This is a genomic window from Microbulbifer sp. SAOS-129_SWC (genome assembly GCF_039696035.1).
GTDB lineage: Bacteria > Pseudomonadota > Gammaproteobacteria > Pseudomonadales > Cellvibrionaceae > Microbulbifer.
The window spans coordinates 700,425-721,855 of the sequence record NZ_CP155567.1 but is presented as its reverse complement, the minus strand read 5'-3'; the positions used below and the strand labels follow the sequence as shown (position 1 = coordinate 721,855).

The 21,431-nt window shown below is 63.9% G+C and carries 21 protein-coding genes; 7 read left to right on the top strand and 14 right to left on the bottom strand.

Going from position 1 to position 21,431, the window contains the following annotated elements; genetic code table 11:
* Positions 1 to 19: 19 nt before the first annotated feature.
* The 7 genes from ABDK11_RS03070 to murJ form a co-directional block, all read right to left on the bottom strand.
* Positions 20 to 547: a GspH/FimT family pseudopilin gene (locus tag ABDK11_RS03070; protein ID WP_346838840.1), complete on the bottom strand. Its 528-nt coding sequence runs from the start codon at positions 545 to 547 to the stop codon at positions 20 to 22.
* Positions 548 to 769: 222 nt separating this feature from the next.
* On the bottom strand, positions 770 to 1,705 hold the full coding sequence (gene ispH / locus ABDK11_RS03065) for a 4-hydroxy-3-methylbut-2-enyl diphosphate reductase (RefSeq protein ID WP_346838839.1): 936 nt from the start codon (positions 1,703 to 1,705) through the stop codon (positions 770 to 772).
* Positions 1,705 to 2,145, bottom strand: a complete 441-nt coding sequence (locus ABDK11_RS03060) for a peptidylprolyl isomerase (RefSeq protein WP_346838838.1) — start codon at positions 2,143 to 2,145, stop codon at positions 1,705 to 1,707. The genes ispH and ABDK11_RS03060 overlap by 1 nt, the downstream gene beginning before the upstream one ends.
* Positions 2,146 to 2,709, bottom strand: a complete 564-nt coding sequence (gene lspA / locus ABDK11_RS03055) for a signal peptidase II (protein WP_346838837.1) — start codon at positions 2,707 to 2,709, stop codon at positions 2,146 to 2,148.
* Complete coding sequence (gene ileS, locus ABDK11_RS03050) at positions 2,702 to 5,506, bottom strand: isoleucine--tRNA ligase (protein ID WP_346838836.1); 2,805 nt, start codon at positions 5,504 to 5,506, stop codon at positions 2,702 to 2,704. The genes lspA and ileS overlap by 8 nt, the downstream gene beginning before the upstream one ends.
* 66 nt (positions 5,507 to 5,572) lie before the next feature.
* Positions 5,573 to 6,568: a bifunctional riboflavin kinase/FAD synthetase gene (ribF, locus tag ABDK11_RS03045; protein ID WP_346838835.1), complete on the bottom strand. Its 996-nt coding sequence runs from the start codon at positions 6,566 to 6,568 to the stop codon at positions 5,573 to 5,575.
* Between the two features lie 102 nt (positions 6,569 to 6,670).
* On the bottom strand, positions 6,671 to 8,278 hold the full coding sequence (gene murJ / locus ABDK11_RS03040; protein WP_346838834.1) for a murein biosynthesis integral membrane protein MurJ: 1,608 nt from the start codon (positions 8,276 to 8,278) through the stop codon (positions 6,671 to 6,673).
* A gap of 196 nt (positions 8,279 to 8,474) precedes the next feature.
* On the opposite strand from murJ, the gene ABDK11_RS03035 reads away from it, so the two are divergent.
* The 5 genes from ABDK11_RS03035 to rpsT all read left to right on the top strand — a co-directional run bounded on the left by ABDK11_RS03035 (position 8,475) and on the right by rpsT (position 13,034).
* Entirely contained in the window at positions 8,475 to 8,615 is a 141-nt protein-coding gene (locus ABDK11_RS03035) for a hypothetical protein (protein WP_346838833.1), read from the top strand.
* 172 nt (positions 8,616 to 8,787) lie between these two features.
* Complete coding sequence (locus tag ABDK11_RS03030) at positions 8,788 to 9,486, top strand: OmpA family protein (protein ID WP_346838832.1); 699 nt, start codon at positions 8,788 to 8,790, stop codon at positions 9,484 to 9,486.
* Between the two features lie 376 nt (positions 9,487 to 9,862).
* Positions 9,863 to 10,552 carry a proteobacterial dedicated sortase system response regulator gene (gene pdsR / locus ABDK11_RS03025; RefSeq protein ID WP_346838831.1) on the top strand — a complete coding sequence of 230 codons (690 nt, stop codon included), beginning with the start codon at positions 9,863 to 9,865 and terminating at the stop codon, positions 10,550 to 10,552.
* Positions 10,553 to 10,622: 70 nt separating this feature from the next.
* Positions 10,623 to 12,653 carry an ATP-binding protein gene (locus tag ABDK11_RS03020; protein ID WP_346838830.1) on the top strand — a complete coding sequence of 677 codons (2,031 nt, stop codon included), beginning with the start codon at positions 10,623 to 10,625 and terminating at the stop codon, positions 12,651 to 12,653.
* 114 nt (positions 12,654 to 12,767) lie between these two features.
* Complete coding sequence (gene rpsT, locus ABDK11_RS03015; RefSeq protein WP_091517007.1) at positions 12,768 to 13,034, top strand: 30S ribosomal protein S20; 267 nt, start codon at positions 12,768 to 12,770, stop codon at positions 13,032 to 13,034.
* A gap of 107 nt (positions 13,035 to 13,141) precedes the next feature.
* Here the strand turns inward: rpsT and ABDK11_RS03010 are convergent, their stop codons facing one another.
* From ABDK11_RS03010 to rplU, 5 genes are all read right to left on the bottom strand, one after another.
* The gene (locus ABDK11_RS03010) at positions 13,142 to 13,777 is read right to left on the bottom strand and encodes a LysE family translocator (RefSeq protein WP_346838829.1); all 636 of its coding nucleotides are present in this window, start codon (positions 13,775 to 13,777) and stop codon (positions 13,142 to 13,144) included.
* A gap of 42 nt (positions 13,778 to 13,819) precedes the next feature.
* Positions 13,820 to 14,944, bottom strand: coding sequence for a glutamate 5-kinase (gene proB / locus ABDK11_RS03005; RefSeq protein ID WP_346838828.1), 1,125 nt, complete (start codon positions 14,942 to 14,944; stop codon positions 13,820 to 13,822).
* Between the two features lie 118 nt (positions 14,945 to 15,062).
* Complete coding sequence (cgtA, locus tag ABDK11_RS03000; protein ID WP_346838827.1) at positions 15,063 to 16,265, bottom strand: Obg family GTPase CgtA; 1,203 nt, start codon at positions 16,263 to 16,265, stop codon at positions 15,063 to 15,065.
* 137 nt (positions 16,266 to 16,402) lie between these two features.
* Positions 16,403 to 16,660 carry a 50S ribosomal protein L27 gene (rpmA, locus tag ABDK11_RS02995; protein WP_193194771.1) on the bottom strand — a complete coding sequence of 86 codons (258 nt, stop codon included), beginning with the start codon at positions 16,658 to 16,660 and terminating at the stop codon, positions 16,403 to 16,405.
* A gap of 18 nt (positions 16,661 to 16,678) precedes the next feature.
* The gene (gene rplU / locus ABDK11_RS02990) at positions 16,679 to 16,990 is read right to left on the bottom strand and encodes a 50S ribosomal protein L21 (protein WP_346838826.1); all 312 of its coding nucleotides are present in this window, start codon (positions 16,988 to 16,990) and stop codon (positions 16,679 to 16,681) included.
* 271 nt (positions 16,991 to 17,261) lie between these two features.
* Between rplU and ABDK11_RS02985 the strand changes: the two genes are divergently transcribed.
* Positions 17,262 to 18,224 carry a polyprenyl synthetase family protein gene (locus ABDK11_RS02985; RefSeq protein ID WP_346838825.1) on the top strand — a complete coding sequence of 321 codons (963 nt, stop codon included), beginning with the start codon at positions 17,262 to 17,264 and terminating at the stop codon, positions 18,222 to 18,224.
* 197 nt (positions 18,225 to 18,421) lie between these two features.
* Here ABDK11_RS02985 and fabB read toward each other — a convergent pair whose 3' ends face one another.
* Together fabB and fabA are read right to left on the bottom strand one after the other, a co-directional pair.
* A complete protein-coding gene (fabB, locus tag ABDK11_RS02980) occupies positions 18,422 to 19,645 on the bottom strand; it encodes a beta-ketoacyl-ACP synthase I (RefSeq protein WP_346838824.1) in 1,224 nt (407 codons plus the stop codon).
* Between the two features lie 110 nt (positions 19,646 to 19,755).
* Entirely contained in the window at positions 19,756 to 20,280 is a 525-nt protein-coding gene (gene fabA / locus ABDK11_RS02975; protein WP_346838823.1) for a 3-hydroxyacyl-[acyl-carrier-protein] dehydratase FabA, read from the bottom strand.
* Between the two features lie 302 nt (positions 20,281 to 20,582).
* On the opposite strand from fabA, the gene galU reads away from it, so the two are divergent.
* A complete protein-coding gene (gene galU, locus ABDK11_RS02970) occupies positions 20,583 to 21,431 on the top strand; it encodes a UTP--glucose-1-phosphate uridylyltransferase GalU (RefSeq protein WP_346838822.1) in 849 nt (282 codons plus the stop codon).

Here is a 21,431-nt window from a genome sequence, read left to right as displayed (position 1 = left end):
TTCCACCTGGTCTTTCCACCTAGTTGCAAGCAATGCCGGAAGACATCCGCAGGATGCCCGACGACAGCAGGCTCACCTGCTTGCCGTGATCGCCGCTGCGATCGTCACAGAGCGTAATTTTGAGCTGGTTGCCGCCGCCGCTAACCGTTCCGCGGGGACTGTAGGACAGCGACAGGTTGCTCGACGCCGAGCCATCAATATCCCCACTGACAGCGAGATCGGTGACCGACGACAGGCGCACAACGCGTAACTCTTCAGTACCGTCATCGTCGAAGTTGCCGTCGCCGTCCGCGTCAAACCAGACGCGCACGCCCTTGGCGAGGCTACCTGAAAGCGCATCGACCTGAACCGCGCGGCCGCGGCGCACAGCTTCGGCGCGGGCGAAATGAAACGCCCCCGACAGGTCGTTGACCGCGGCGGTGAGGCGGTTGTCTTTAATCATGCTGGTAAAGGAAGGCACACCGATGGCCATGACGATGCCCAGGATGGTTATCACTATCATCAGCTCTATCAGCGTAAATCCCGCTGAGCGCCGGAAACTGTGCATATTTTGAACCCGATATTATTGTCGATCCGGCGTACGCGACGCCGGTAGAACATATATACCAGTGTTTGGGGAAAGAAAAAGAGAGGGAATCGTCAGTGTCGTGGATCGCCGACAGGCGGCGGCGCAAAGGCGACTAACGGCAGGTTTTGCGGCGCCATCTTCAACTAGCTTTCAACCAGCCTTCGACCGGCGGCAACACAGGGTTCCGCCGCTCGACGGGTTTCAGCGCAGTTCTTTCGGCAGCGAAAAGCGGATATTTTCCTCGGCACCGGCCAGTTCCTCGGGCAGTTCGGCACCGAGCTGCTGCAGGCGCTCGATCACTTCGCGCACCAGCACTTCGGGAGCCGAGGCACCGGCGGTAATACCGATGGAACGCTTGCCCGCAAGCCAGGTGGAATCGATATCCGTGGCGCCATCGATCAGCTTGGCCGTGGCACCGCAGCGTTCGGCCAGCTCGCGCAGGCGGTTGGAATTGGAGCTGTTGGGGCTGCCCACCACCAGTACCAGGTCGCACTCCAGCGCCAGCTGCTTGACCGCGTCCTGGCGGTTCTGGGTCGCGTAACAGATATCGTCCTTGCGCGGCCCGCGAATCTGCGGGAAGCGCGCGCGCAGGGCGTCGATGACCCGCGCAGTGTCATCCATGGATAATGTGGTCTGGGTGACGAAAGCCAGGTTGTTTTCATCCTGCACCTGCAGCTTATGCACATCCTGCTCATCTTCGACCAAGTAGATAGCACCACCGGCATTGCGCTCGTACTGACCCATGGTGCCCTCCACTTCCGGGTGCCCAGCGTGGCCGATCAGGATGCACTCGGAGCCCTCGGTACTGAACTTGCTCACCTCCATATGCACCTTGGTCACCAGCGGGCAGGTGGCATCGAAGACTTTCAGGCCGCGCTCGGCCGCCTCTTGCTGCACTGCCTTGGAGACACCGTGTGCGCTAAAGATCACGATCACGTCGTCCGGCACTTCGCACAACTCGTCCACGAACACCGCGCCGCGCTCGCGCAGGCTGTCGACCACAAACTTGTTGTGCACGACCTCGTGACGCACATAGATGGGCGCACCGAACACATCCAGGGCGCGGTTGACGATATCGATTGCGCGGTCCACGCCGGCGCAGAAACCGCGGGGATTGGCGAGGCGGATTGCAGTCATTAGTTCACCGATGCCACTTCAATGATTTTCACGTGAAAGTTGAGCGTCTGCCCGGCCAGCGGGTGATTAAAATCCACGGTAACTTCGTCATCGCCGACTTCCTGAACCACGCCCGGCAGTTCGCCGCCGCCGTTGTCGAAGGAGACCACCAGCCCCGGCTCCAGCTTGATATCCGGCGCAAAGTGATCGCGGCGCACCTTCTGGATATTCGATGGATTGCGCTGGCCAAAACCCGCCTCTGGCGGGATCTCGATTTCCGCCTCGTCGCCGGCTTCGAGGCCAAACAGGGCCCTCTCGAAGCCCGGCAACAAGCTGCCGTCACCCACGGTAAAGGACGCCGGATCACTTTTAAAGGTGGAATCCACCTCAGTGCCGTCCTCCAGCTGCAGGCTGAAATGCAGGGTGACATGGCTGTGTTCGCCAATTACGTTATTCGCCATTTAAACTTCTGCGCTCTTCTTCGCGTCGTTGTCTTTGTCGCCGTCTTTACCGCTCTTTTCGGTAAAAAAAAGCAATTCAATCACCAGCATGGCGGCACCGATACTGATCGCCATATCCGCCACGTTGAAGACCGGGAAGCTCCAGCTGCCGTAGTAGACGGAAATAAAATCCCGCACATAACCCAGCTCCACCCGGTCCCACAAATTGCCCAGGGCACCGCCAAGCACCAGCGCCAGTGCGAAGGGCTCCCAGCGTTTGTGCGCCGGCAGGCGCCACAGCCACACGCTGACCAGTGCGCTGAACCCCAGTGCAATCAGGCCGAACAGCCAGCGCTGCCAACCGCCCGCGTCGGCGAGGAAACTGAAGGCGGCGCCGGTGTTTTCGGCGTAGGTAAATTGCAGAAACCCCGGAATAATCTGCAGCGGCGGACCGTAGCGGAACTGGGAGACTGCCCACACCTTGGTGACGATATCCGCACCGATGGTCAGCAGTGCCAGCCAGTACCAGCGCCAGGGGTGGGCGAACACGGTGAGTCCGCCCGACTTGGGGCCTTGATCAGGCATAGTGTCTTTCCTCGCCGGCGCCGCTGATATTTTCCACACAGCGGGAACAGATATCCGGGTGTGCGGGATCGGCGCCGACATCGGCGCGGTAGTGCCAGCAGCGCGCGCATTTCGGGTGATCCACCTTGCTGACGGAGACTTTCAAGCCCGGCAGTTCGGTGGCCTCGGCACCGGCCGCATCGCTGAGTCGCTGTACCGAAGTGGACGAACAGATCAGCACGAAACGCAGCTCGTCGGCGAGTTCGAGCAGTTTTTCCTGCAGGTCCTCGTCGGCGAACAGGGTCACTGCCGCCTGCAACGAACCGCCGATATTACCGGCGCCGCGCTGCTCTTCGAGCACCTTGTTGACCGCGGTTTTCACCTGCGCGATCGCCGCCCAGTAGTCCGCGCCCTTGTCCGCATCGGCGGGCAGTTTCGGCAGCGGGTACCACTCTTCGATAAAGATGGTTTCAGCCTTGTCACCGGGGATGGACTGCCACAACTCGTCGGCAGTAAAGCTCAGGATCGGCGCCACCCAGCGGGTGAAGGCGTGCACGATATGGTACAGCGCCGTCTGCGCGGAGCGGCGCGCGATGCTGTCACCCTTGGTGGTGTACTGGCGATCCTTGATGATATCCAGGTAGAAACCGCCCATTTCCACCACGCAGAAGTTGTGCAGCTTCTGGTAGATCTGGTGGAACTGATAGTTGTCGTAGGCAGCGATGATTTCGTCCTGCAGGCGCGCGGCCTTGTCCAGCGCCCAGCGGTCCAGTGCCAGCAGTTGGTCGTCCGGCAGCAGGTCGGTGGCCGGATCGAAACCGGCCAGGTTGGACAGGAAGAAACGCGCGGTATTGCGCAGGCGGCGGTAGGAGTCCGCAGTGCGCTTGAGGATCTCGTCGGACACCGCCATCTCGCCGCTGAAGTCGGTGGCCGCCACCCACAGGCGCAGCACGTCCGCGCCCAGTTTGTTAATCACATCCTGCGGCGCCACGGTATTGCCGATCGACTTGGACATCTTGCGACCCTGCGCATCCACGGTGAAGCCGTGGGTCAGCACCTGCTTGTAGGGCGCGCAGTCGTTGATCGCGATGGAGGTCTTCAGCGACGACTGGAACCAGCCGCGGTGCTGGTCGGAGCCCTCCAGATACAGGTCGGCCGGGAAACGCAGGTCGTCGCGGCGCTCCAGCACGGCGTAGTGGGTCACACCCGAATCGAACCACACATCCAAAGTGTCGGTGACCTTCTGGTAGTGCTCGGCATCATCGCCGAGCAGCTCGGCCGGATCGAGATCGAACCACACGTCCATGCCGCCGGCGTCGACCTTTGCCGCCACTTTGTCCATCAGCGCCGGGGTATCCGGGTGAATCTCGTGGGTCTCTTTGTGCACAAACAACGCGATGGGCACACCCCAGGTGCGCTGGCGGGAAATACACCAGTCCGGGCTGGCGTCGAGCATCGAATCGATACGCGCCTTGCCCCAGCCGGGAATCCACTGCACGGCATCGGCCGCCTTCTGCGCGTGGTCGAGCAGGTCGTTCTGCTGCATGCTGATAAACCACTGCGGCGTGGCGCGGTAGATCAGCGGCGTCTTGGTGCGCCAGCAGTGCGGGTAGCTGTGCACCAGTTTGTCCTGGTGTAACAGCACGCCTTTCTCTTCCAGTAACGCGACGATCTTGTCGTCCACCTTGTACACGTGCTCACCGGCAAAAACCGGCACGCTGTCGCGGTAGACGCCATTGTCGTCGACGTAATTCAGCGTTTCGATACCGTACTTCTTGCCCACCAGAAAATCGTCCGGGCCGTGATCGGGCGCGGTGTGTACGCAGCCGGTACCGGCGTCGGTAGTGACGTGATCACCGAGAATGATCGACAATTCCTTGTCGTAGAACGGGTGGTGGATCTTCATGTGCTCCAGCGCCGCGCCACGGATATGGCCGACGACCTCGCCCTCGATACCGGCGCGGGCGAGCACCGCGTCTTTCAACTCCTCGGCGACCAGGATGCGCTTGTCACCGGTCTGCACGACCACATATTCCAGCTCCGCATTGACAGAGACCGCCTGGGACGACGGCAGCGTCCAGGGCGTGGTGGTCCAGATCACCACCGACAGCGGGCCGTCGCCGGCGTGGCCGCCGGCGGCGTCGGCGATCGCCAGCGCGGTTTCCTCGGTTACCGGGTAGCAGACGTCGATGGAGAAAGAGGTCTTGTCCTGGTACTCCACTTCCGCCTCGGCCAGCGCCGAGCCGCCCACGACACTCCAGTACACCGGCTTGAAGCCGCGCGCCAGGTGGCCGTTCTGCACAATGCGCCCGAGCGCGCGGATGATGTCGCCCTCGAACTGGAAATCCATGGTGCGGTAAGGGTTGTCCCACTCGCCGAACACGCCCAGGCGGATGAAATCTTTTTTCTGTCCCTCGACCTGTTTGGCAGCGTAATCGCGGCACTTCTGGCGGAAGGTCTTGTGGTCCACCTTGACCCCGGCCTTGCCGATTTTCTTTTCGACACGATGCTCGATCGGCAGACCGTGGCAGTCCCAGCCGGGCACGTAGGGGGCGTCGAAACCGCTCAGGGTCTTCGACTTGACGATGATGTCCTTGAGGATCTTGTTGACCGAGTGACCGATATGGATATCGCCATTCGCATAGGGCGGGCCGTCGTGCAGGATAAACTGCTCGCGACCGGCGCGCGCCGCGCGGATCTGTTCATAGAGCTTTCCGTCCTGCCATTTTTTCAGAATCGCCGGCTCCCGCTGCGGCAGGTTGCCGCGCATGGGAAACTCGGTGTGGGGCAGATTCAGGGTCGCTTTGTAATCGGTCATTGGGTGTCTACTTCAGCTCTAGACTAAAAAATTGGGTTGTCGGTCGGGGGGCGGTACGCGCCCCGCTCAGGGCTGCCGGGCAAACCAGGCCCTGGCATCCTCGATATCCTGCGCGATGCGCGCCTTGAGAATTTCCAGCGAGTCGAATTTCTCCTCGTCGCGCAGCTTGTGGCAGAACTCCACCGCCAGTTCGCGGCCGTAGAGATCGCCACTGAAATCGAACAGGTTCACCTCCAGTAATGGCTGCGCCCCGGCACCTTCCACGGTGGGGCGAAAGCCCACATTGGCCACGCCGTCGATCACCTTGCGGCCCGGCGCCAGCTCGCTGCCGTCGGTGGCACTGGTGCGCACCGTGTACACACCCACCAATGGCGAGCGGTAGCGGTGCAGGCGTACATTGGCCGTCGGCGCGCCCAGCTGGCGTCCCAGCGCACGCCCCGGCGCCACCCGCCCGGTAATACGGTACGGCTTGCCGAGCAGGGTCTCCGCCAGGGCAAAATTCCCGGCTTCCAGCGCCGCGCGGATGCGCGTGCTGCTGACCCGCTCGCCATCGATTTCCACCGTCGCGGTATCCTCGACGGTAAAGCCGGCCTCGGCGCCGATACGCTGCAGCGACCGGTAGTCACCGCTGCGATCGCAGCCGAAGCGGAAGTCGTCGCCCACCACCAGGTGCTCGATGCCGAGTCCATCCACCAGTATGCGCTGAATAAATGCCTCTGCATCCAGGCTGCGCAGCGTCTCATTGAACTGCAGGCACAGCACCCGATCGATGCCGGCAGCGAACAGCGCCAGCACCTTCTCCTTGAAGCGCATCAATCGAGCCGGCGCCTTCTCACCGGAGAAGTACTCGTGGGGCTGGGGCTCGAAGATAATCGCCACCGCGGGCAGATTCCGCTCCCGGGCCCGCTGGCGCAACTGGGCAACAATCGCCTGGTGCCCCAGGTGCACGCCGTCGAATGACCCGATGGTCGCCACGCAGCCGCGGTGCCGCGGGCGCAGGTTGTGCAAGCCGCGAATCAGTTCGCGTCTGTGTTCGCAACTAGGGTCGCGCTGTTGGACCACGGCGGCCTTCCCATCCTCACAAAATCGAGCGCCGCAGTATAGCGGATTCGGGGTTGGCGGTCAGTGGTGGAAAACCGCCAGTCGCGCCCCGGTCACGCCGCGTCAGCTGGTGGCGCGAAAATGGCGCGGGCGCAGCCCCAGGGCCAGCAGCGCCAGGCCAAAGGCCCCACCGCCGGCGGCGACCAGGACTCCCATGCGCCAACAGCGCTGCCACCAGAGCCACTGGTCCCACTCGGGCCAGTAATGCAGACCCAGCACCAGTACGGCCACCATCGCCGCACAGGCGAGCGCCAGGCGCAGCAGATACGCGCCCCAGCCGGCCTCCGGGAGGTACACATCATCGCGACGCAAGCCGCGGTACAGCAGCCAGGCGTTGATCGCCGCCTGGCACGCCGTCGCCAGCGCCAGCCCCATATGGCCGAGTCGCAGGTAATGATTGAGCGGGATCACAAACACCAGGCTCAACAGCATCTTGGCGCTGATCGCGATCAGCCCGAAGCGCACCGGCGTATAGGTGTCCTGGCGGGCGAAGTAACCCGGCGCCAGCACCTTGATCAGCATGAAGGACAGCAGACCGATGGAGTAGGCCCGCAGTGACCAGGCAGACATGGCCATATCCCGCGGCTCCATGCGTCCGTACTGAAACAGCGTGGTCAGCAGTGGCTCCGCCAGCACCATCAATGCCACCGCGGCCGGCAGCGAGATCAGGGTCACACTGCGCAGCGCCCAGTCCAGAGTGTGGCGAAAGCGGCGCGGATCGCCGTCGGCGTGCTGGCGCGACAGGTTGGGCAGAATCACCGTGGCCACCGCCACACCGAACACCCCCAGCGGCAGTTCGGTCAGGCGATCGGAGAAGTACAGCCAGGACACACTGCCGGACGGCAGGAACGAGGCCAGCACCGTGTCCAGCACCAGGCTGATCTGGGTCACCGAGACACCGAAGATCGCCGGTCCCATCAGGCGCAGAATCTTGCGTACCCCCGGGTAGTGCCAGTCCCAGCGCGGTCGCGGCAATAGCCCGTGACGCGCGAGGAACGGCAACTGAAACAACAATTGCGCGACCCCGGCGGCGAGCACGCCCCAGGCCAGCGCGGCGATCGGCGGCTCGAACCAGCGCCCCCCCAGCAGCGCCGCCGCGATCAGCACCAGATTGAGCAGTACCGGAGTCAGCGCCGGTATCGCAAAACGGTCGAAACTGTTGAGGATGGCCCCGGAGAAACCGGCCAGGGAAATCAGCATCAGGTAGGGAAAGGTGATGCGCAGCAGTTCGGTCGCCAGCGCAAACTTCTGCGCCTCGCCGCCCCACCACCAACCGAACGCGAACAGTCCCGCCACCAGCGGCGCGCAGAGCACCCCGATCAGTGTCACCAGCAGCAGTGTGCCGCCCAGCGCCCCGGCCACCCGGTCATTCAGCGCCCGCGCCGCGGCCACGCCGCCCTTCTGCCGGTATTCCGCCAGCACCGGTACAAACGCCTGGGAGAAAGCGCCCTCGGCGAACAGGCGACGAAAGAAATTGGGTATCTTGAAGGCCACGAAGAAGGCGTCGGCGGCGTCGCCGGCACCGGCGAAGCGCGCCAGCACCATATCGCGCGCCAGTCCCGCCACCCGCGACAGCATGGTCGCCCCGCCGACAACGGTGCTGCCGCGCAGCAGGCCGGCGGCCCCGGACTTTTCCTGCGGTTGTTTCTCGTGCACCGGCGACTGCGACAACTTGCGACTCCTAAAGCTGTGGATAGGGGCTGATGGCCGGCAAGTCTACCGCAATTCCCGGCCCCAGCGCGGTACCCGGTACCCGGTACCCGGTACCACGCAGAGTAATCGTCCCTGCCGCATCGCCAGGCTGAAACTATACTCAAGTTGAGATTGTGGTGTGCCCCAAGGGAATGGCGGCACGAGGAGACAAAGGATGACCATTAACGCACTGATTATCGCTCTGGCGCTGGCACTTCTGCTAACGGTCGCAGTAGCTCTGGGCCCCCGCCCGCAGCGCGTGCGGGTGCGCATAGACACCCCGCGCGATCGTCGCTACCGCCGCCAGCACCGCTAGTCCCCAGCGGGCACGCGAAGCTGGCTGCCAGATTTCGCCACAATTGGGCGCGGATTCGCCCCACTGGCGCCACGCCAGTGCCTCCTTGCAGTTTTTTAATAACTCTCGACCGGGCCGGAACACAGAGTTGGCCCACCCGAGAAGCGAAATGAAAACCGCAAGGAGAAAGAACATGAAAAAAGTACTGATGGCTGTAACTCTGGGCTCCCTGATCACCACCGGCGTCCAGGCTTCTGAAACCAATTCCGAGTTTCAAGGATCGAAACTGACCCCGGCCAAGCAGGCCACCGTCTTTACCGGTGCCGCTGTGGCAGGCGCCGCAGTGGGTGGACCGGTCGGTTTTATCGCCGGAGCCCTGGGCGGCGCCTGGCTGGGCGAGCAGATCAAACACGCAGAAGAGGCAGATATGCTGGCATCACAACTGGCCGAGAGCCGCACCGAACTGGGCAACCTGGCACAACAACTGGATTCAACGCGCCTGTCGGCCAACGATGCGAATGAACTCGCCCTCGACACCCTGCAGTTCCAGCTGATGTTCACCACCGGTGACGACCAGCTGCAAGACGGCCAGCGGGCCCAGCTGGCTGCGCTGGCAGATTTCCTCAACCGCCACCCACGCCTGCAGGTGCAGCTCGAGGGCCGCGCCGATCCCCGCGGCAGCGACGGCTACAACAATGTACTGTCCGACCAGCGCGCCCTCAGTGTCGAACACGCGCTGGAGGAGTACGGCGTCGACGCGACTCGCATCAGCCGCCGCGCCCTTGGCGCTACCTACTCCAAGGCCACCCGCGGCGATGCCGACGCCTACGCCCTCGAGCGCCGCGTGGATATCCACTTCAGCCTGCCGGAATCCATGGCCGGTACCTTCTGAGTCGCCTCAGGGGAACCCCGACGCCGGGGCCCGCTTGAGAAACGATTGCCGAACAGGCTGTTGAGCAAGCGGGCACCTACAGCGGAACCGACAGGTATCACCGGACCACAAATCCGGGTCCCTATCCGCGCCGACAGAAAGCCTTGATTTACCCCCGACCCGCCCCCTGGCGGGTCGCCAAACCGGGAACAAAGCGTCGCAGTGCAAGCGCCCGGTTTGGCCCCTCTGTGCGAACCCTGTTGTACTTGCTGTAGTTGCGGGCGCCCGGCGCCCGTTTTTTTGCCACCCGGACTCGAGCACCGCTCAACACGACTCGCCACCCACCCGCGAATAAGGCATGATTTCACGCCAGCATAAAAAACCACCGGGGACACTGATGAGTGCCACCATCGCCATCGTCGAAGACGAACGCGCCATTGCCGAAAACTACCGCGATGCCCTGCGCCGCAGCGGCTACAACGTCAACCTGTACAGTGACCGCCCCGGCGCGCTGGAGGCATTCCGCCAGCGCCTGCCGGACCTGGCAGTCATTGACGTCGGCCTCGGCGCGGAAGTGGAAGGCGGTTTCGAACTGTGCCGCGAGCTGCGCGCCATGGCGCCAATCCTGCCGATCCTGTTCCTGACCGCGCGCGACTCCGAGCTGGACATCATTTCCGGCCTGCGCCTCGGCGCCGACGACTACCTGACCAAGGACATCTCCCTGCCGCATATGCAGGCACGGATCAACGCGCTGCTGCGCCGCGTCAGCGTGCTGCGCGACCAGAGCGACGAAGCGGAGACCCTGACCCAGGGGCCACTGGAACTCGACCTCTCGCGCCTGCACTGCCACTGGAACGGCGAGCGTATCGACCTCACAGTCACCGAATTCTGGATAGTGCACGCGTTGGTCAGGCGGCCCGGACACGTGAAGTCCCGCACCCAGCTGATGGAAGCCGCGCGGGTGGTGCTCGACGACAACACCATCACCTCCCACGTCAAACGCATCCGCCGCAAGTTCCAGGCCGCCGACAGCGACTTCGACGCCATCGGTACCGCCTATGGCATGGGTTACCGGTGGCAGGTGTAGACGAATGCCGGGAGTCGGCGCTGGTCGGATGGGGTGCGCCCTACCGGCCCCGAATCTGTAGAACACGACCATGAATCTCCGCCGCCAGCTTCTGATCGTCAGCCTGGTCGCCCTGGCCCTGCCCTGGGCCGGTGTGCAGTACCTGCGCCAGGTAGACAGCGCCCTGGCCCAGGGGCAGATGCAGGCCCTGAAGGCCACTGCCAGCGCCGTGGCTGCGCGGCTGGCCAGCGCGCCCCGGCTGATCGCGCCGGAAGCAGCGCGGCTGGGCCGCCAGCCCGGCGCCCAGCTGTACCTGAATCCGCTGCCACAGGCGCCGCTGCTGGACGGCTACGGCAGCGACTGGCGCCCCTGGCAGCTGGCGCCGCAACTGCTCAACGATGCCAGCGGCAAGCCGCTGGCCCGCGTCACCCTCGGCCGCAGCGGTGACCGCATCTACCTGCTGCTGACCGTGGCCGATACCACCCCGACTTACCAGGATCCGCGCACCGGCCTGCTGGCCAGCGGCGATTCGGTCGAAATCTATACCGGCGGCCGCCACTACACCCTGCCCCTGACCGGCCAGGGCCCCGCCCGTGCGCTGTGGCACAACGACCGTCGCGGCGTCGACGAGCGCGAGCTGCGCCTGCGCGGCCGCTGGACCGCCTCCAATCGTGGCTACCAGCTAGAACTGGCGCTGCCGTTCGCCCTCAGCGGGGGCGCCATGGCCATCACCGTCAGCGACCGCAGCGTGAGCAACGGCGGCCCGCCCGATCGCCGCGCCACCACCCTGCCCGCCGACGGCCGCCCCGGCGCCCTGATCGAACCGCTGCCGGCGCTGCAGGCGGAACTCGAACATTTCGCGCGGCCGCACCTGCGCCTGGCCGTCGTGGACAGCGAGGGCTTCCTGCTCGCCAGCAGCGGCCACACAGAAACTCCCGAAAACATGGATGCGCCACCCCGCCACTGGCTGCGGGACTGGTTCTACCGCCGCCTGCTGGACCGCACCGCGCTGCCGGAAATGCCACAGCAGGGGCTACCGGGCACCGTGACCGATAATCACACCCCGGTGCAGCAGTGGTTTGGCACCGCTGGCGGCGACCGCATCGGCGCCGCCAGCGTGCCGGTGATCACCCGCGCCGACGACATCGTCGAGCGGCCGCTGCTGGGCCGGGTGGTGGCACTGCAGTCGGGCGCTGCGGTGCAGTCGCTGACCGAATCCGCGGCTCACCGCCTGTGGCTGATCAGCTGCGTCGCCGCCGGTGCCGCCCTGCTAGCGCTGCTCGGCTACGCCAGCTGGCTGTCCTGGCGCATCCGCCGCCTGCACCGCGCCGCAGGCAATGCCGTGGATGCCAGCGGCCGGCTGCGCGGCAATTTCCCCCGCGCGCGTACGAATGACGAGCTGGGCGCATTGAACCGGGCCTTCGCCAGTTTGCTCGGGGAGCTGGACCAGTACCACCAGTACCTGCGCACCCTGGCCAGCAAGCTGTCGCATGAGCTGCGCACCCCGCTGGCGGTAGTGCGCTCGTCGCTCGACAACCTGACCGCCGGCGAACTGGACGAACACGGGCGCCGCTACGCCGAACGGGCGATGGAAGGCAGCGCGCGGCTCTCCGGTATTCTCAACAGCCTTGCCGCCGCCAGCCACCTGGAAGCCAGCATCCAGCACTCTGAAACCGAAGATTTTGACCTGGCCGACCTGCTCGACGTGCTGACGCAGAGCTACGCCGACGCACAGCCGCAGTACCGCTTCACGCTGCACAAGCCGGACGGCCCGCTGCCGGCGCACAGCGCGCCGGAGCTGCTGGCGCAGCTGCTCGATAAACTGGTAGATAACGCCTGTAGCTTCGCCCCCGATGGCAGCGAGATACAGCTGCGCGCCAGCCGCACCCGCGACGGTTACCGGCTGGAAGTGGAAAACGACGGCCCACCGCTGCCGCAGGGCTTCGCCCACAAGCTGTTTGACTCACTGGTCTCGGTGCGCGACGACGGCGGCAAGGCCGGCCACCTGGGGCTCGGGCTACATATCGCGCGGCTGATCGCCGACTTCCACGGCGGCCAGTTGAGCGCCGCTAACCGGGAGGATGATTCAGGCGTGGTGTTCACTCTCGAACTTCCGGCATGAAGTGCACCCCACAATGGTTGACAAACAACCAACTGTGGCGATAATGTCGCGTCCCAATCGGGCCCCGGGCCCGGAAGATTTAGCGATTTTACAGATTCCAGACAGGAGCAACCGGTGGCCAACTCACCTCAAGCGAAGAAGCGCGCGCGCCAGAACGACAAGCGCCGCAACCACAACGCCAGCCTGCGCTCCATGGTGCGCACCTACATCAAAAAGGTAGTTGCGGCCATCGATGCAGGTGACGCGGAAAAAGCCAAGACTGCCTACGCGGAAGCGGTACCGGTCATCGACCGCATGGCGGACAAAGGCATTATTCACAAGAATAAAGCCGCCCGTCATAAGAGCCGCCTGAACGCGCAGATCAAAGCTCTGGCAGCCTAAGCGTCAGCGACTCAAGTAGACGCCTCGCGCGAATACAAAAAAGCCCCGCACCAGCGGGGCTTTTTCTTTTATACCGATCCATAGAGACCATTCCGGTGCCCTGCAGCTCAGGTGCGCCTCTGCTCCGCAGCCAGCCGCACGGCCAGCCCCGCCAACACAAACCCCATCACATAGCGCTGCACCCCCAGCCACAAGGGCCTGCGCGCAAACCAGCGCGAGATACCCGCGGCGAACAGCACGATCAGCAGATTGACCACAAAGCTGACCGCGATCTGGGTCGCGCCGAGCAGCAGGCCCTGCGCAAACACTGAACCCCGCGCAGTATCGATAAACTGCGGGAGTATCGACAGGTAAAACACCGCAATCTTCGGGTTGAGCAGATTGGTCAGAAACCCCATGAAAAAGAGTCGCAGCGGCGAATCCGGCGACAGCGGCTGCGGATCGAACGGGGAGCGGGCACCGGGGCGCAGCGCCTGCCAGGCAAGCCACAGCAGGTAGGCAGCCCCCGCGTATTTCAGCAGCTCGTAGGCCAGCGGTATCGCGAGCAGCAGCGCCGCCAGGCCCGCGGCGGCGGCGAACATATGCACCAGGAATCCCGCCACCACCCCAAGCAACGAGATGAACCCACCGGCCCTGCCCTGACAGATGGATCGGGACACCAGGTAAATCATGTTCGGACCCGGCGTCAGCACCATCAGCAGCGCCGCGCCGACGAACACCAGCCAATCGCCAACCGCAATCATCGATTTCCTCCCTGGAGGCGGCAGTTTTGCGCACTCAACGAGCTACAGCAGGATCAGGTTGTCGCGGTGGATCAGCTCGTCGTCATCGCGGTAGCCCAGCAGCTCAACAAATTTTTCCGAGGGCCGGCCGAGAATCCGCGCCGCCTCGGTGCTGTCGTAGTTGACCAGGCCGCGCGCTATTTCATCGCCGGCGGCGTTGCGACACGACACCAGCTCACCGCGGCGGAAACGTCCCTCCACCGCCGTGACCCCCACCGCCAGCAGGCTCTTGCCAGCGCTGCGCAGGGCCGCCTCGGCACCCGCATCCAATACCAGCGCGCCACGCACCTGTAGCTGTCCGGCCAGCCAGCGCTTGCGCGCGGTGAGCGGGTCCGCGTCCGGCAGCAGCAGCGTGCCCAGCGGTTCGCCGCGGCAGACGCGCTCGATCACCTCGCGCTGCGCACCGCCGGCAATCACCGTGCTGGCACCGGAGCGCGCGGCCAGTTGCGCGGCGCGCACCTTGGTGCTCATGCCGCCGCGGCCGAGCCCGCTGCGCGAGCCGCCGGCCATGGCCAGCAGCGCCGGATCGGTGGCGGCGCCCTCGGAGATCAGTTCGGCATCGGGGTTGTCGCGCGGATCCTGGGTAAACAGGCCGTCGGCATCGGTCAGAATCAGCAGCGCGTCCGCCTCCACCAGGTTCGCCACCAGCGCCGCCAGGCTGTCGTTGTCACCGAAGCGGATCTCGTCGGTGACGACGGTGTCGTTCTCGTTGATGATCGGCATGGCGCCGAGAGACAGCAGCGTGCGCAGGGTGCTGCGCGCATTCAGGTAGCGGGTGCGATTAGACAGGTCGTCGTGGTCGAGCAGGATCTGCGCGGTGCGGCAGTCGAACTGGCCGAAGGCGTGCTCGTACACCTGTACCAGGTGGCTCTGCCCCACGGCAGCGGCGGCCTGCAACTGGTGCACGGATTCCGGCCGGCGGCGCCAGCCGAGCCGGTCCATACCGGCGGCAACGGCCCCGGACGAGACCAGCAGTACCTCGATACCGCGGCTGCGCAGGGCGGCAATCTGTTCCACCCAATTGAAGATGGCGGCGCGATTGACGCCGCGACCATTGTCGGTCAGCAGGGCGCTGCCGATCTTGATTACCCAGCGCCGGCTGGCGGCCAACTGTTGCCGAGCTTGCACTGACTCCCTCCCCTGGAAGGCCCCTGCGGCGGGGCATGAAAGCCGGGCCATACCTCTGCCCGGGCGCTTGTCTTCAGCAGTCTGGCGATGCGGCCACAGGGGCCACCGCAACTACTGGTTAGGGCCGGTATTCTATATCGACGTCGTGATCGTCGTCGTCCCAATCTTCGTCCTCATCGTCCGCGCTGGCGCCGCGGCGCTTGGCGCGCTGGGCTTCGCGCAGCTCGTCGATACGGCTGCGGGCCTCGCGCTGCATCTGCCGCTGGGACTCGAGTTCCGCCTCTGCCAGCTCCGCATCCGCCGCCTCGTCCTCGCGACGCTGCTCGAGGTAGTCCATCAGGCGACCGGACAACTGCTCGGTGCCCTCACCACGGATGGCGGCGACCCGGAACACCGGCCCGTCCCAGCCCAGCGCCTCGACGATGGCGTCGCAGCGCGCGTCCAGTTCACCCGCCGGCACCAGGTCGGTCTTGTTCAGCACCAGCCAGCGCTCGCGCCCGGCCAGAGTGGGACTGAATGCCGCCAGCTCGCGCTCGATCGCGCGCGCGTTGTCGACCGGATCGGTGCCGTCGAACGGCGCCAGGTCCACCAGATGCAGCAGCACGCGGCAGCGGGTCAGGTGCTTGAGGAAGCGGATTCCCAGGCCGGCGCCCTCGGCGGCGCCCTCGATCAGGCCGGGAATATCGGCGATGACGAAACTGCGGTGCCGCTGCACCTGTACCACCCCCAGATTCGGCACCAGGGTGGTAAACGGATAATTCGCCACTTTCGGCTTGGCCGCGGAGACGGCGCGGATAAAGGTGGATTTGCCGGCGTTCGGCAGGCCCAGCATGCCGACGTCCGCCAGCACCTTCAGCTCCAGCTTGAGGTTGCGCGCATCGCCCTCGGTGCCATTGGTGGTCTGGCGCGGGGCGCGGTTGGTGCTGGACTTGAAGCGGGTATTGCCGAGGCCGTGCCAGCCGCCCTGGGCGACCATCAGGCGCTCGCCGGCCTCGGTCATATCGCCGAGGGTCTCACCGGTGTCGACGTCGATCACGGTGGTGCCCACCGGCACCTTCAGCACCAGATCGGCCCCCTTGGCACCGGTGCAGTTGCGACCGCGCCCCTGCTGACCGCTCTCGGCGGCATAGCGGGGCTGGTAGCGGTAGTCCACCAGGGTGTTCAGGGACTCGTCCGCCTCCAGGTACACGGAACCGCCGTCGCCGCCGTCACCGCCGTCCGGGCCGCCCCTCTCGACAAATTTTTCCCGGCGAAAGCTCAGGCAGCCGTTGCCGCCCTTGCCGGCCTGCACGTAGATGGGGGCCTCATCGACAAATTTCATGCTATCTCCACCGCCGCGGCGGTTGCTTCTCTCTAAACGAGTGTAAACCGTGAGGTTATAGTCAGCGGCCTGTGGCCGCTACACAACGAAAAAGCCCCGCTGTGAGCGGGGCTTTTCGAAAAGGTCAGAACAATCGCTTACGCAGTTTCGATAGAAACAAACTTGCGGTTGTTGGGGCCTTTCACTTCGAACTTCACGACGCCATCCGCGGTTGCGAACAGGGTGTGGTCCTTGCCCATACCAACGTTGACGCCGGCGTGGAACTTGGTGCCGCGCTGACGCACGATGATGTTGCCTGCCAGAACAGCCTGGCCGCCAAAGCGCTTCACGCCCAGGCGTTTACTTTCGGAATCGCGCCCGTTGCGCGTACTACCGCCAGCTTTCTTGTGTGCCATGAGTCGTTACTCCTCTGCTTATGCCTTGATGCCAGTGATTTTAACTTCGGTGAACCACTGACGGTGGCCCTGGCGCTTCATGGAGTGCTTGCGGCGGCGGAACTTGATGATTCGCACCTTCTCGCCGCGGCCATGGCTGACCACTTCGGCAGTCACTTTAGCGCCGTCTACGACCGGGGCACCGATGTTGATCTTGTCGCCGTCGACAACCATCAGCACCTTGTCAAAATCGATGGATTCGCCAGTAGCGACTTCCAGTTTTTCCAGGCGAAGAACTTCGCCCTCTTCTACGCGGTGCTGTTTGCCACCGCTTTCGATAACAGCGTACATATCTCTATGCTCCGAGATGGACGACACGAAGCAGCGGGAGGAACCCGGAACCCGGCAGAACCGGTGGGTCACTGCTCCGCATTTCGGGAGCTTGCGCCGTGTTGTTAAAAACCATATCCCCTGGCCGGCGAAGAGCCAGCCAAAGCGGGGCGCAGATTCTAATCAATTCGCGGGCTTGATACAATAGCGCCGCTCCGCTGCCCGGCTCTGCCGGGGCGGCCCTGATCAAGCCCAGGAACACCCCTAGTAAAGAAGTATAAGGAACCCTTGCATGCTGCCTTTCCACCGGGTCGCCGCCGACGACTTTGCCGCCGTCAACCAGCGCATCCTCGACCAATTGCACTCGGATGTTCCGCTGGTCGAGAACATCGGCCACTATCTGGTCGAGGCCGGCGGCAAGCGCCTGCGCCCGCTGCTGGTACTGCTGTGCGCCCGCGCGGCGGGCTATCGCGACGCCGACCATATCGACCTGGCCGCAATCATCGAATTTATCCACACCGCTACGCTGCTCCACGACGATGTGGTGGACACCTCCGACCGCCGCCGCGGCCGCCTGACCGCCAACGCCAAGTGGGGCAACGCGCCGGCGGTGCTGGTGGGGGATTTCCTCTACTCGCGCGCTTTCCAGATGATGGTCGCGCTGCAGGACATGGACATCATGGCGATCCTGTCGGAGACCACCAACACCATCGCCGAGGGGGAAGTGCAGCAGCTGGTCAACGCCGGCGACCCACAGGTGAGCGAGGACAACTATTTCACCGTTATCCACAAGAAAACCGGGGCCCTGTTCGAGGCCGCCTGTGAGACCGCGGCGGTACTGGCGGGCTGCGGCGATGCCGAGCGCCAGCACCTCAAACTCTACGGCCGCAGCCTCGGCCTGGCCTTCCAGCTGGTGGACGACGCACTGGACTACCGCGGCAACGCCGAGGAGCTGGGCAAGAATGTCGGCGACGACCTCGCCGAGGGCAAACCAACCCTGCCGCTGATCTACACCATGGCCAACGGCACTGCCGAGCAGGCAGCGCTGGTGCGCGAGGCGATCGAACAGCGCAGTGCCGACAAGCTGACTGAAATCGTCGAGGCGATCGAGGCCTGCGGCGCGCTCGATTACACCATGGAGCGCGCACGGGCAGCGGTGGACGACGCCAAGGACCAGCTGGCATTCCTTGCCGATAGCGAGCAGAAGACGGCGCTGCAGCAGCTGGCGACCTTTGCGGTGGAGCGGACGGTGTAAATCACCTCCCAGCTTCTGGCATTTGTAAGGGCGAACCATTCGGTTCGCCCTCTTTCGTTATAGGCGCTGCGGATAACTCAGTGGCCGCCCTGCTACCGGGCCAGAACAGAGTACCTCAGCACCAAACCTCCAGGCACCAGAAACGAAAAAGGGCGAACCGAATGGTCCGCCCCACAGATCCAGCAGCTCAGTTCGAATCAGATCTTATCGAACACCAGACACGCGTTAGTGCCGCCAAAGCCGAAGCTGTTGGACATGGCGCGCTTGACCTCGGCCTCGCGCAGCTCGGTCACCAAGTCCATGCCTTCCGCCGCTTCATCACGGTTTTCCACGTTGGCAGAGGCGGCGATAAAGCCGTTCTGCATCATCAGCAGGCTGTAGATCGCCTCCTGCACGCCGGCGGCACCGAGAGAGTGGCCAGTCAGGGACTTGGTGGAGGCAAACGCCGGCACCTTGTCGCCGAAGACTTCGCGCAGGGCTTTCAGCTCCGCCACGTCGCCCACCGGGGTGGAGGTGCCGTGGGTGTTGATGTAATCCACGCCGCCTTCGAGGCCCTTGCCATCCATGCCCGCCAGCGCCTGCTGCATGCAGCGCACCGCGCCCTCGCCGCTCGGGGCCACCATGTCGTAACCGTCGGAGGTGGCGCCGTAGCCGGTCAGCTCGGCGTAGATGGTCGCACCGCGGGCTTTCGCGTGCTCGTACTCTTCCAGCACCAGACAGCCGCCGCCACCGGCAATGACGAAGCCGTCGCGGTCAGCGTCATAGGGGCGCGAGGCGCGCTCCGGGGTGTCGTTGTACTTGGAGGACAGGGCGCCCATAGCATCGAACAGGTGAGTCAGGCTCCAGGCCAGCTCCTCACCACCGCCGGCAAACACGATATCCTGCTTGCCCATCAGGATCTGCTCGGCGCCATTGCCGATACAGTGGGCACTGGTAGCGCAGGCAGAAGAGATGCTGTAGTTGATACCCTTGATCTTGAACGGGGTTGCCAGACACGCGGATACGGTGCTGCCCATCACCTGGGGCACGCGGAAGGCGCCCACGCGGCGCACACCCTTCTCTTTCAAGGTCTGGGCGGCCTCGATGATCTCGCGGGTGGAGGTACCGCCGGAGCCCATCACGATGCCGGTACGCGGGTTGGAGATATCACTCTCCTCCAGACCGGACATGGCGATGGCTTCTTTCATCGAGATATACGCGTAGGCGGCAGAATCGCCCATAAAGCGCAGATGCTTGCGGTCGATGTGCTCCTTGAAATCGATCTCCACGGGGCAGGCCACCTGACTGCGCAGGCCCAGCTCCTTGTACTCCTCCTGGAAGCGGATGCCGCTGCGGCCCGCCTTGAGGGATTCGGTCACCGCCTTGGTGTTGGTGCCGATGCAGGACACAATGCCCATGCCGGTAACGACTACCCGTCGCATAGTGATCTCCAATAAAGCTTTTCGACAGTGTACTTGTTATTGTTTTGCACTTGGTGACAGCGGAGCTGCTCGCAGCCCGCTGCCCGGATCAGAAGGCGCCGCGGCGCGGATCAGAAATTATCCGTACGGGTGAACAGGCCCACACGCAGATCCTTGGCACTGTAAATTTCACGGCCATCCACGGCAACTGTGCCGTTACCGATGCCCATCACCAGCTTGCGCTCGACCAGGCGACTCATCTGAATATGGTAGGTAACCTTCTTTGCAGTTGGCAGTATCTGGCCGGTAAATTTCACTTCACCACAACCCAGTGCACGACCGCGGCCCGGGTTACCTTTCCAGGCCAGGAAATAGCCCAGCAGCTGCCACATGGCGTCGAGCCCCAGGCATCCGGGCATGACCGGATCGCCGGGGAAATGGCAGTCGAAGAACCACAGGTCGGGGTGGATATCCAGCTCAGCAATCAGTTCACCCTTGCCGAACTCACCACCATCTTTGGACACATGGGTGATGCGATCGAGCATCAACATGTTGGGCGCCGGCAGTTGGGCATTGCCCGGTCCGAACATCTCACCGCGGGAGCAGGCCAGGAGCTCCTCTTTGTCGTAGCTGCTTTTCTGAACGAAGTTACTCATTTTGTCGCCATTTTGGGTATTCACGCCATACAGGATGGGCGTTTTTGCAAGAGCGGGCATTCTAAAGACTGAGGATAGCTTGTCCAGTCAGTCATAGGGCTTTTTGTGACCCCGAACTGGGACTGCGGTCTCACATTCCCGGCAGCCAGCACTATATCTGGCACAGAGGTTGCTCCCCCTGTTGCGGGGCCCGCGTTGGCACCAAGTGCCGAACTACGGCAAGTGAATGGTGTCACGAAATTATGGTAACTTCCTGCATTCGGCGCGGGGGAGCGCCTACAGAACAATATTTGGGGACAAAAATGCTTAGAAAATGTCTTTTCCCGGTAGCCGGCTATGGAACCCGCTTCCTGCCCGCGACCAAGGCCATGCCCAAGGAAATGCTGCCGCTGGTGAACAAACCGCTGGTGCAATACGGGGTCGAGGAAGCCATTGAGGCCGGGCTGACCGAGATCGGCTTCGTGACCGGCCGCGGCAAGCGCGCGATCGAGGATCACTTCGACACCAACTTCGAGCTGGAACACCAGATTTCCGGTACCGGCAAGGAAAAATATCTCGACAGCGTGCGCCGCGTTATCGACCGCGCGAGCTTCTCCTACACCCGCCAGGGCGAGATGCGCGGTCTCGGCGACGCCATCCTGCAGGGACAGCGCCTGGTGGGCGACGAGCCGTTTGCCGTGGTGCTCGCGGATGACCTGTGCCTGAACGAGGACATCGGCGTGCTGGGCCAGATGGTGCAGCTGTACAAGCAGTTCCGCTGCAGCATTGTCGCGGTAGAGGAAGTGCCGGAAGACAAAATCCACAAGTTCGGTGTCATCGCCGGCAACGAGATCAAGCCGGGCCTGCACCAGGTCACCGATATGGTGGAGAAACCGGCCGCCGAGGACGCACCCAGCAACCTCGCTATCATCGGCCGCTATATTCTCACCCCGGATATCTTCGACCTGATCCGCGAAACCCCGCCGGGCAAGAACGGCGAGGTACAGATCACTGACGCCCTGCTGGCCCAGGCCCAACGCGGCTGCGTGCTCGCCTATAACTTCAAGGGACGCCGCTTCGACTGCGGTTCCGTAGACGGCTTTATCCAGGCCACCAACTTCGTCTACGAGAATGTCTACCTGCCCGAGCAAGCTGAACTGGAGAACGCCTGA

Bases quoted from the DNA above. Each gene is read 5' to 3' on its own strand.
- ABDK11_RS03060 (WP_346838838.1), bottom strand. From the start codon at position 2,145: ATGGCGAATAACGTAATTGGCGAACACAGCCATGTCACCCTGCATTTC.
- ABDK11_RS03070 (WP_346838840.1), bottom strand. From the start codon at position 547: ATGCACAGTTTCCGGCGCTCAGCGGGATTTACGCTGATAGAGCTGATG.
- fabA (WP_346838823.1), bottom strand. From the start codon at position 20,280: ATGAGTAACTTCGTTCAGAAAAGCAGCTACGACAAAGAGGAGCTCCTG.
- fabB (WP_346838824.1), bottom strand. From the start codon at position 19,645: ATGCGACGGGTAGTCGTTACCGGCATGGGCATTGTGTCCTGCATCGGC.
- ispH (WP_346838839.1), bottom strand. From the start codon at position 1,705: ATGACTGCAATCCGCCTCGCCAATCCCCGCGGTTTCTGCGCCGGCGTG.
- rplU (WP_346838826.1), bottom strand. From the start codon at position 16,990: ATGTACGCTGTTATCGAAAGCGGTGGCAAACAGCACCGCGTAGAAGAG.
- ABDK11_RS02985 (WP_346838825.1), top strand. From the start codon at position 17,262: ATGCTGCCTTTCCACCGGGTCGCCGCCGACGACTTTGCCGCCGTCAAC.
- rpmA (WP_193194771.1), bottom strand. From the start codon at position 16,660: ATGGCACACAAGAAAGCTGGCGGTAGTACGCGCAACGGGCGCGATTCC.
- ABDK11_RS03020 (WP_346838830.1), top strand. From the start codon at position 10,623: ATGAATCTCCGCCGCCAGCTTCTGATCGTCAGCCTGGTCGCCCTGGCC.
- ABDK11_RS03010 (WP_346838829.1), bottom strand. From the start codon at position 13,777: ATGATTGCGGTTGGCGATTGGCTGGTGTTCGTCGGCGCGGCGCTGCTG.
- lspA (WP_346838837.1), bottom strand. From the start codon at position 2,709: ATGCCTGATCAAGGCCCCAAGTCGGGCGGACTCACCGTGTTCGCCCAC.
- ABDK11_RS03035 (WP_346838833.1), top strand. From the start codon at position 8,475: ATGACCATTAACGCACTGATTATCGCTCTGGCGCTGGCACTTCTGCTA.
- cgtA (WP_346838827.1), bottom strand. From the start codon at position 16,265: ATGAAATTTGTCGATGAGGCCCCCATCTACGTGCAGGCCGGCAAGGGC.
- galU (WP_346838822.1), top strand. From the start codon at position 20,583: ATGCTTAGAAAATGTCTTTTCCCGGTAGCCGGCTATGGAACCCGCTTC.
- pdsR (WP_346838831.1), top strand. From the start codon at position 9,863: ATGAGTGCCACCATCGCCATCGTCGAAGACGAACGCGCCATTGCCGAA.
- ileS (WP_346838836.1), bottom strand. From the start codon at position 5,506: ATGACCGATTACAAAGCGACCCTGAATCTGCCCCACACCGAGTTTCCC.
- ABDK11_RS03030 (WP_346838832.1), top strand. From the start codon at position 8,788: ATGAAAAAAGTACTGATGGCTGTAACTCTGGGCTCCCTGATCACCACC.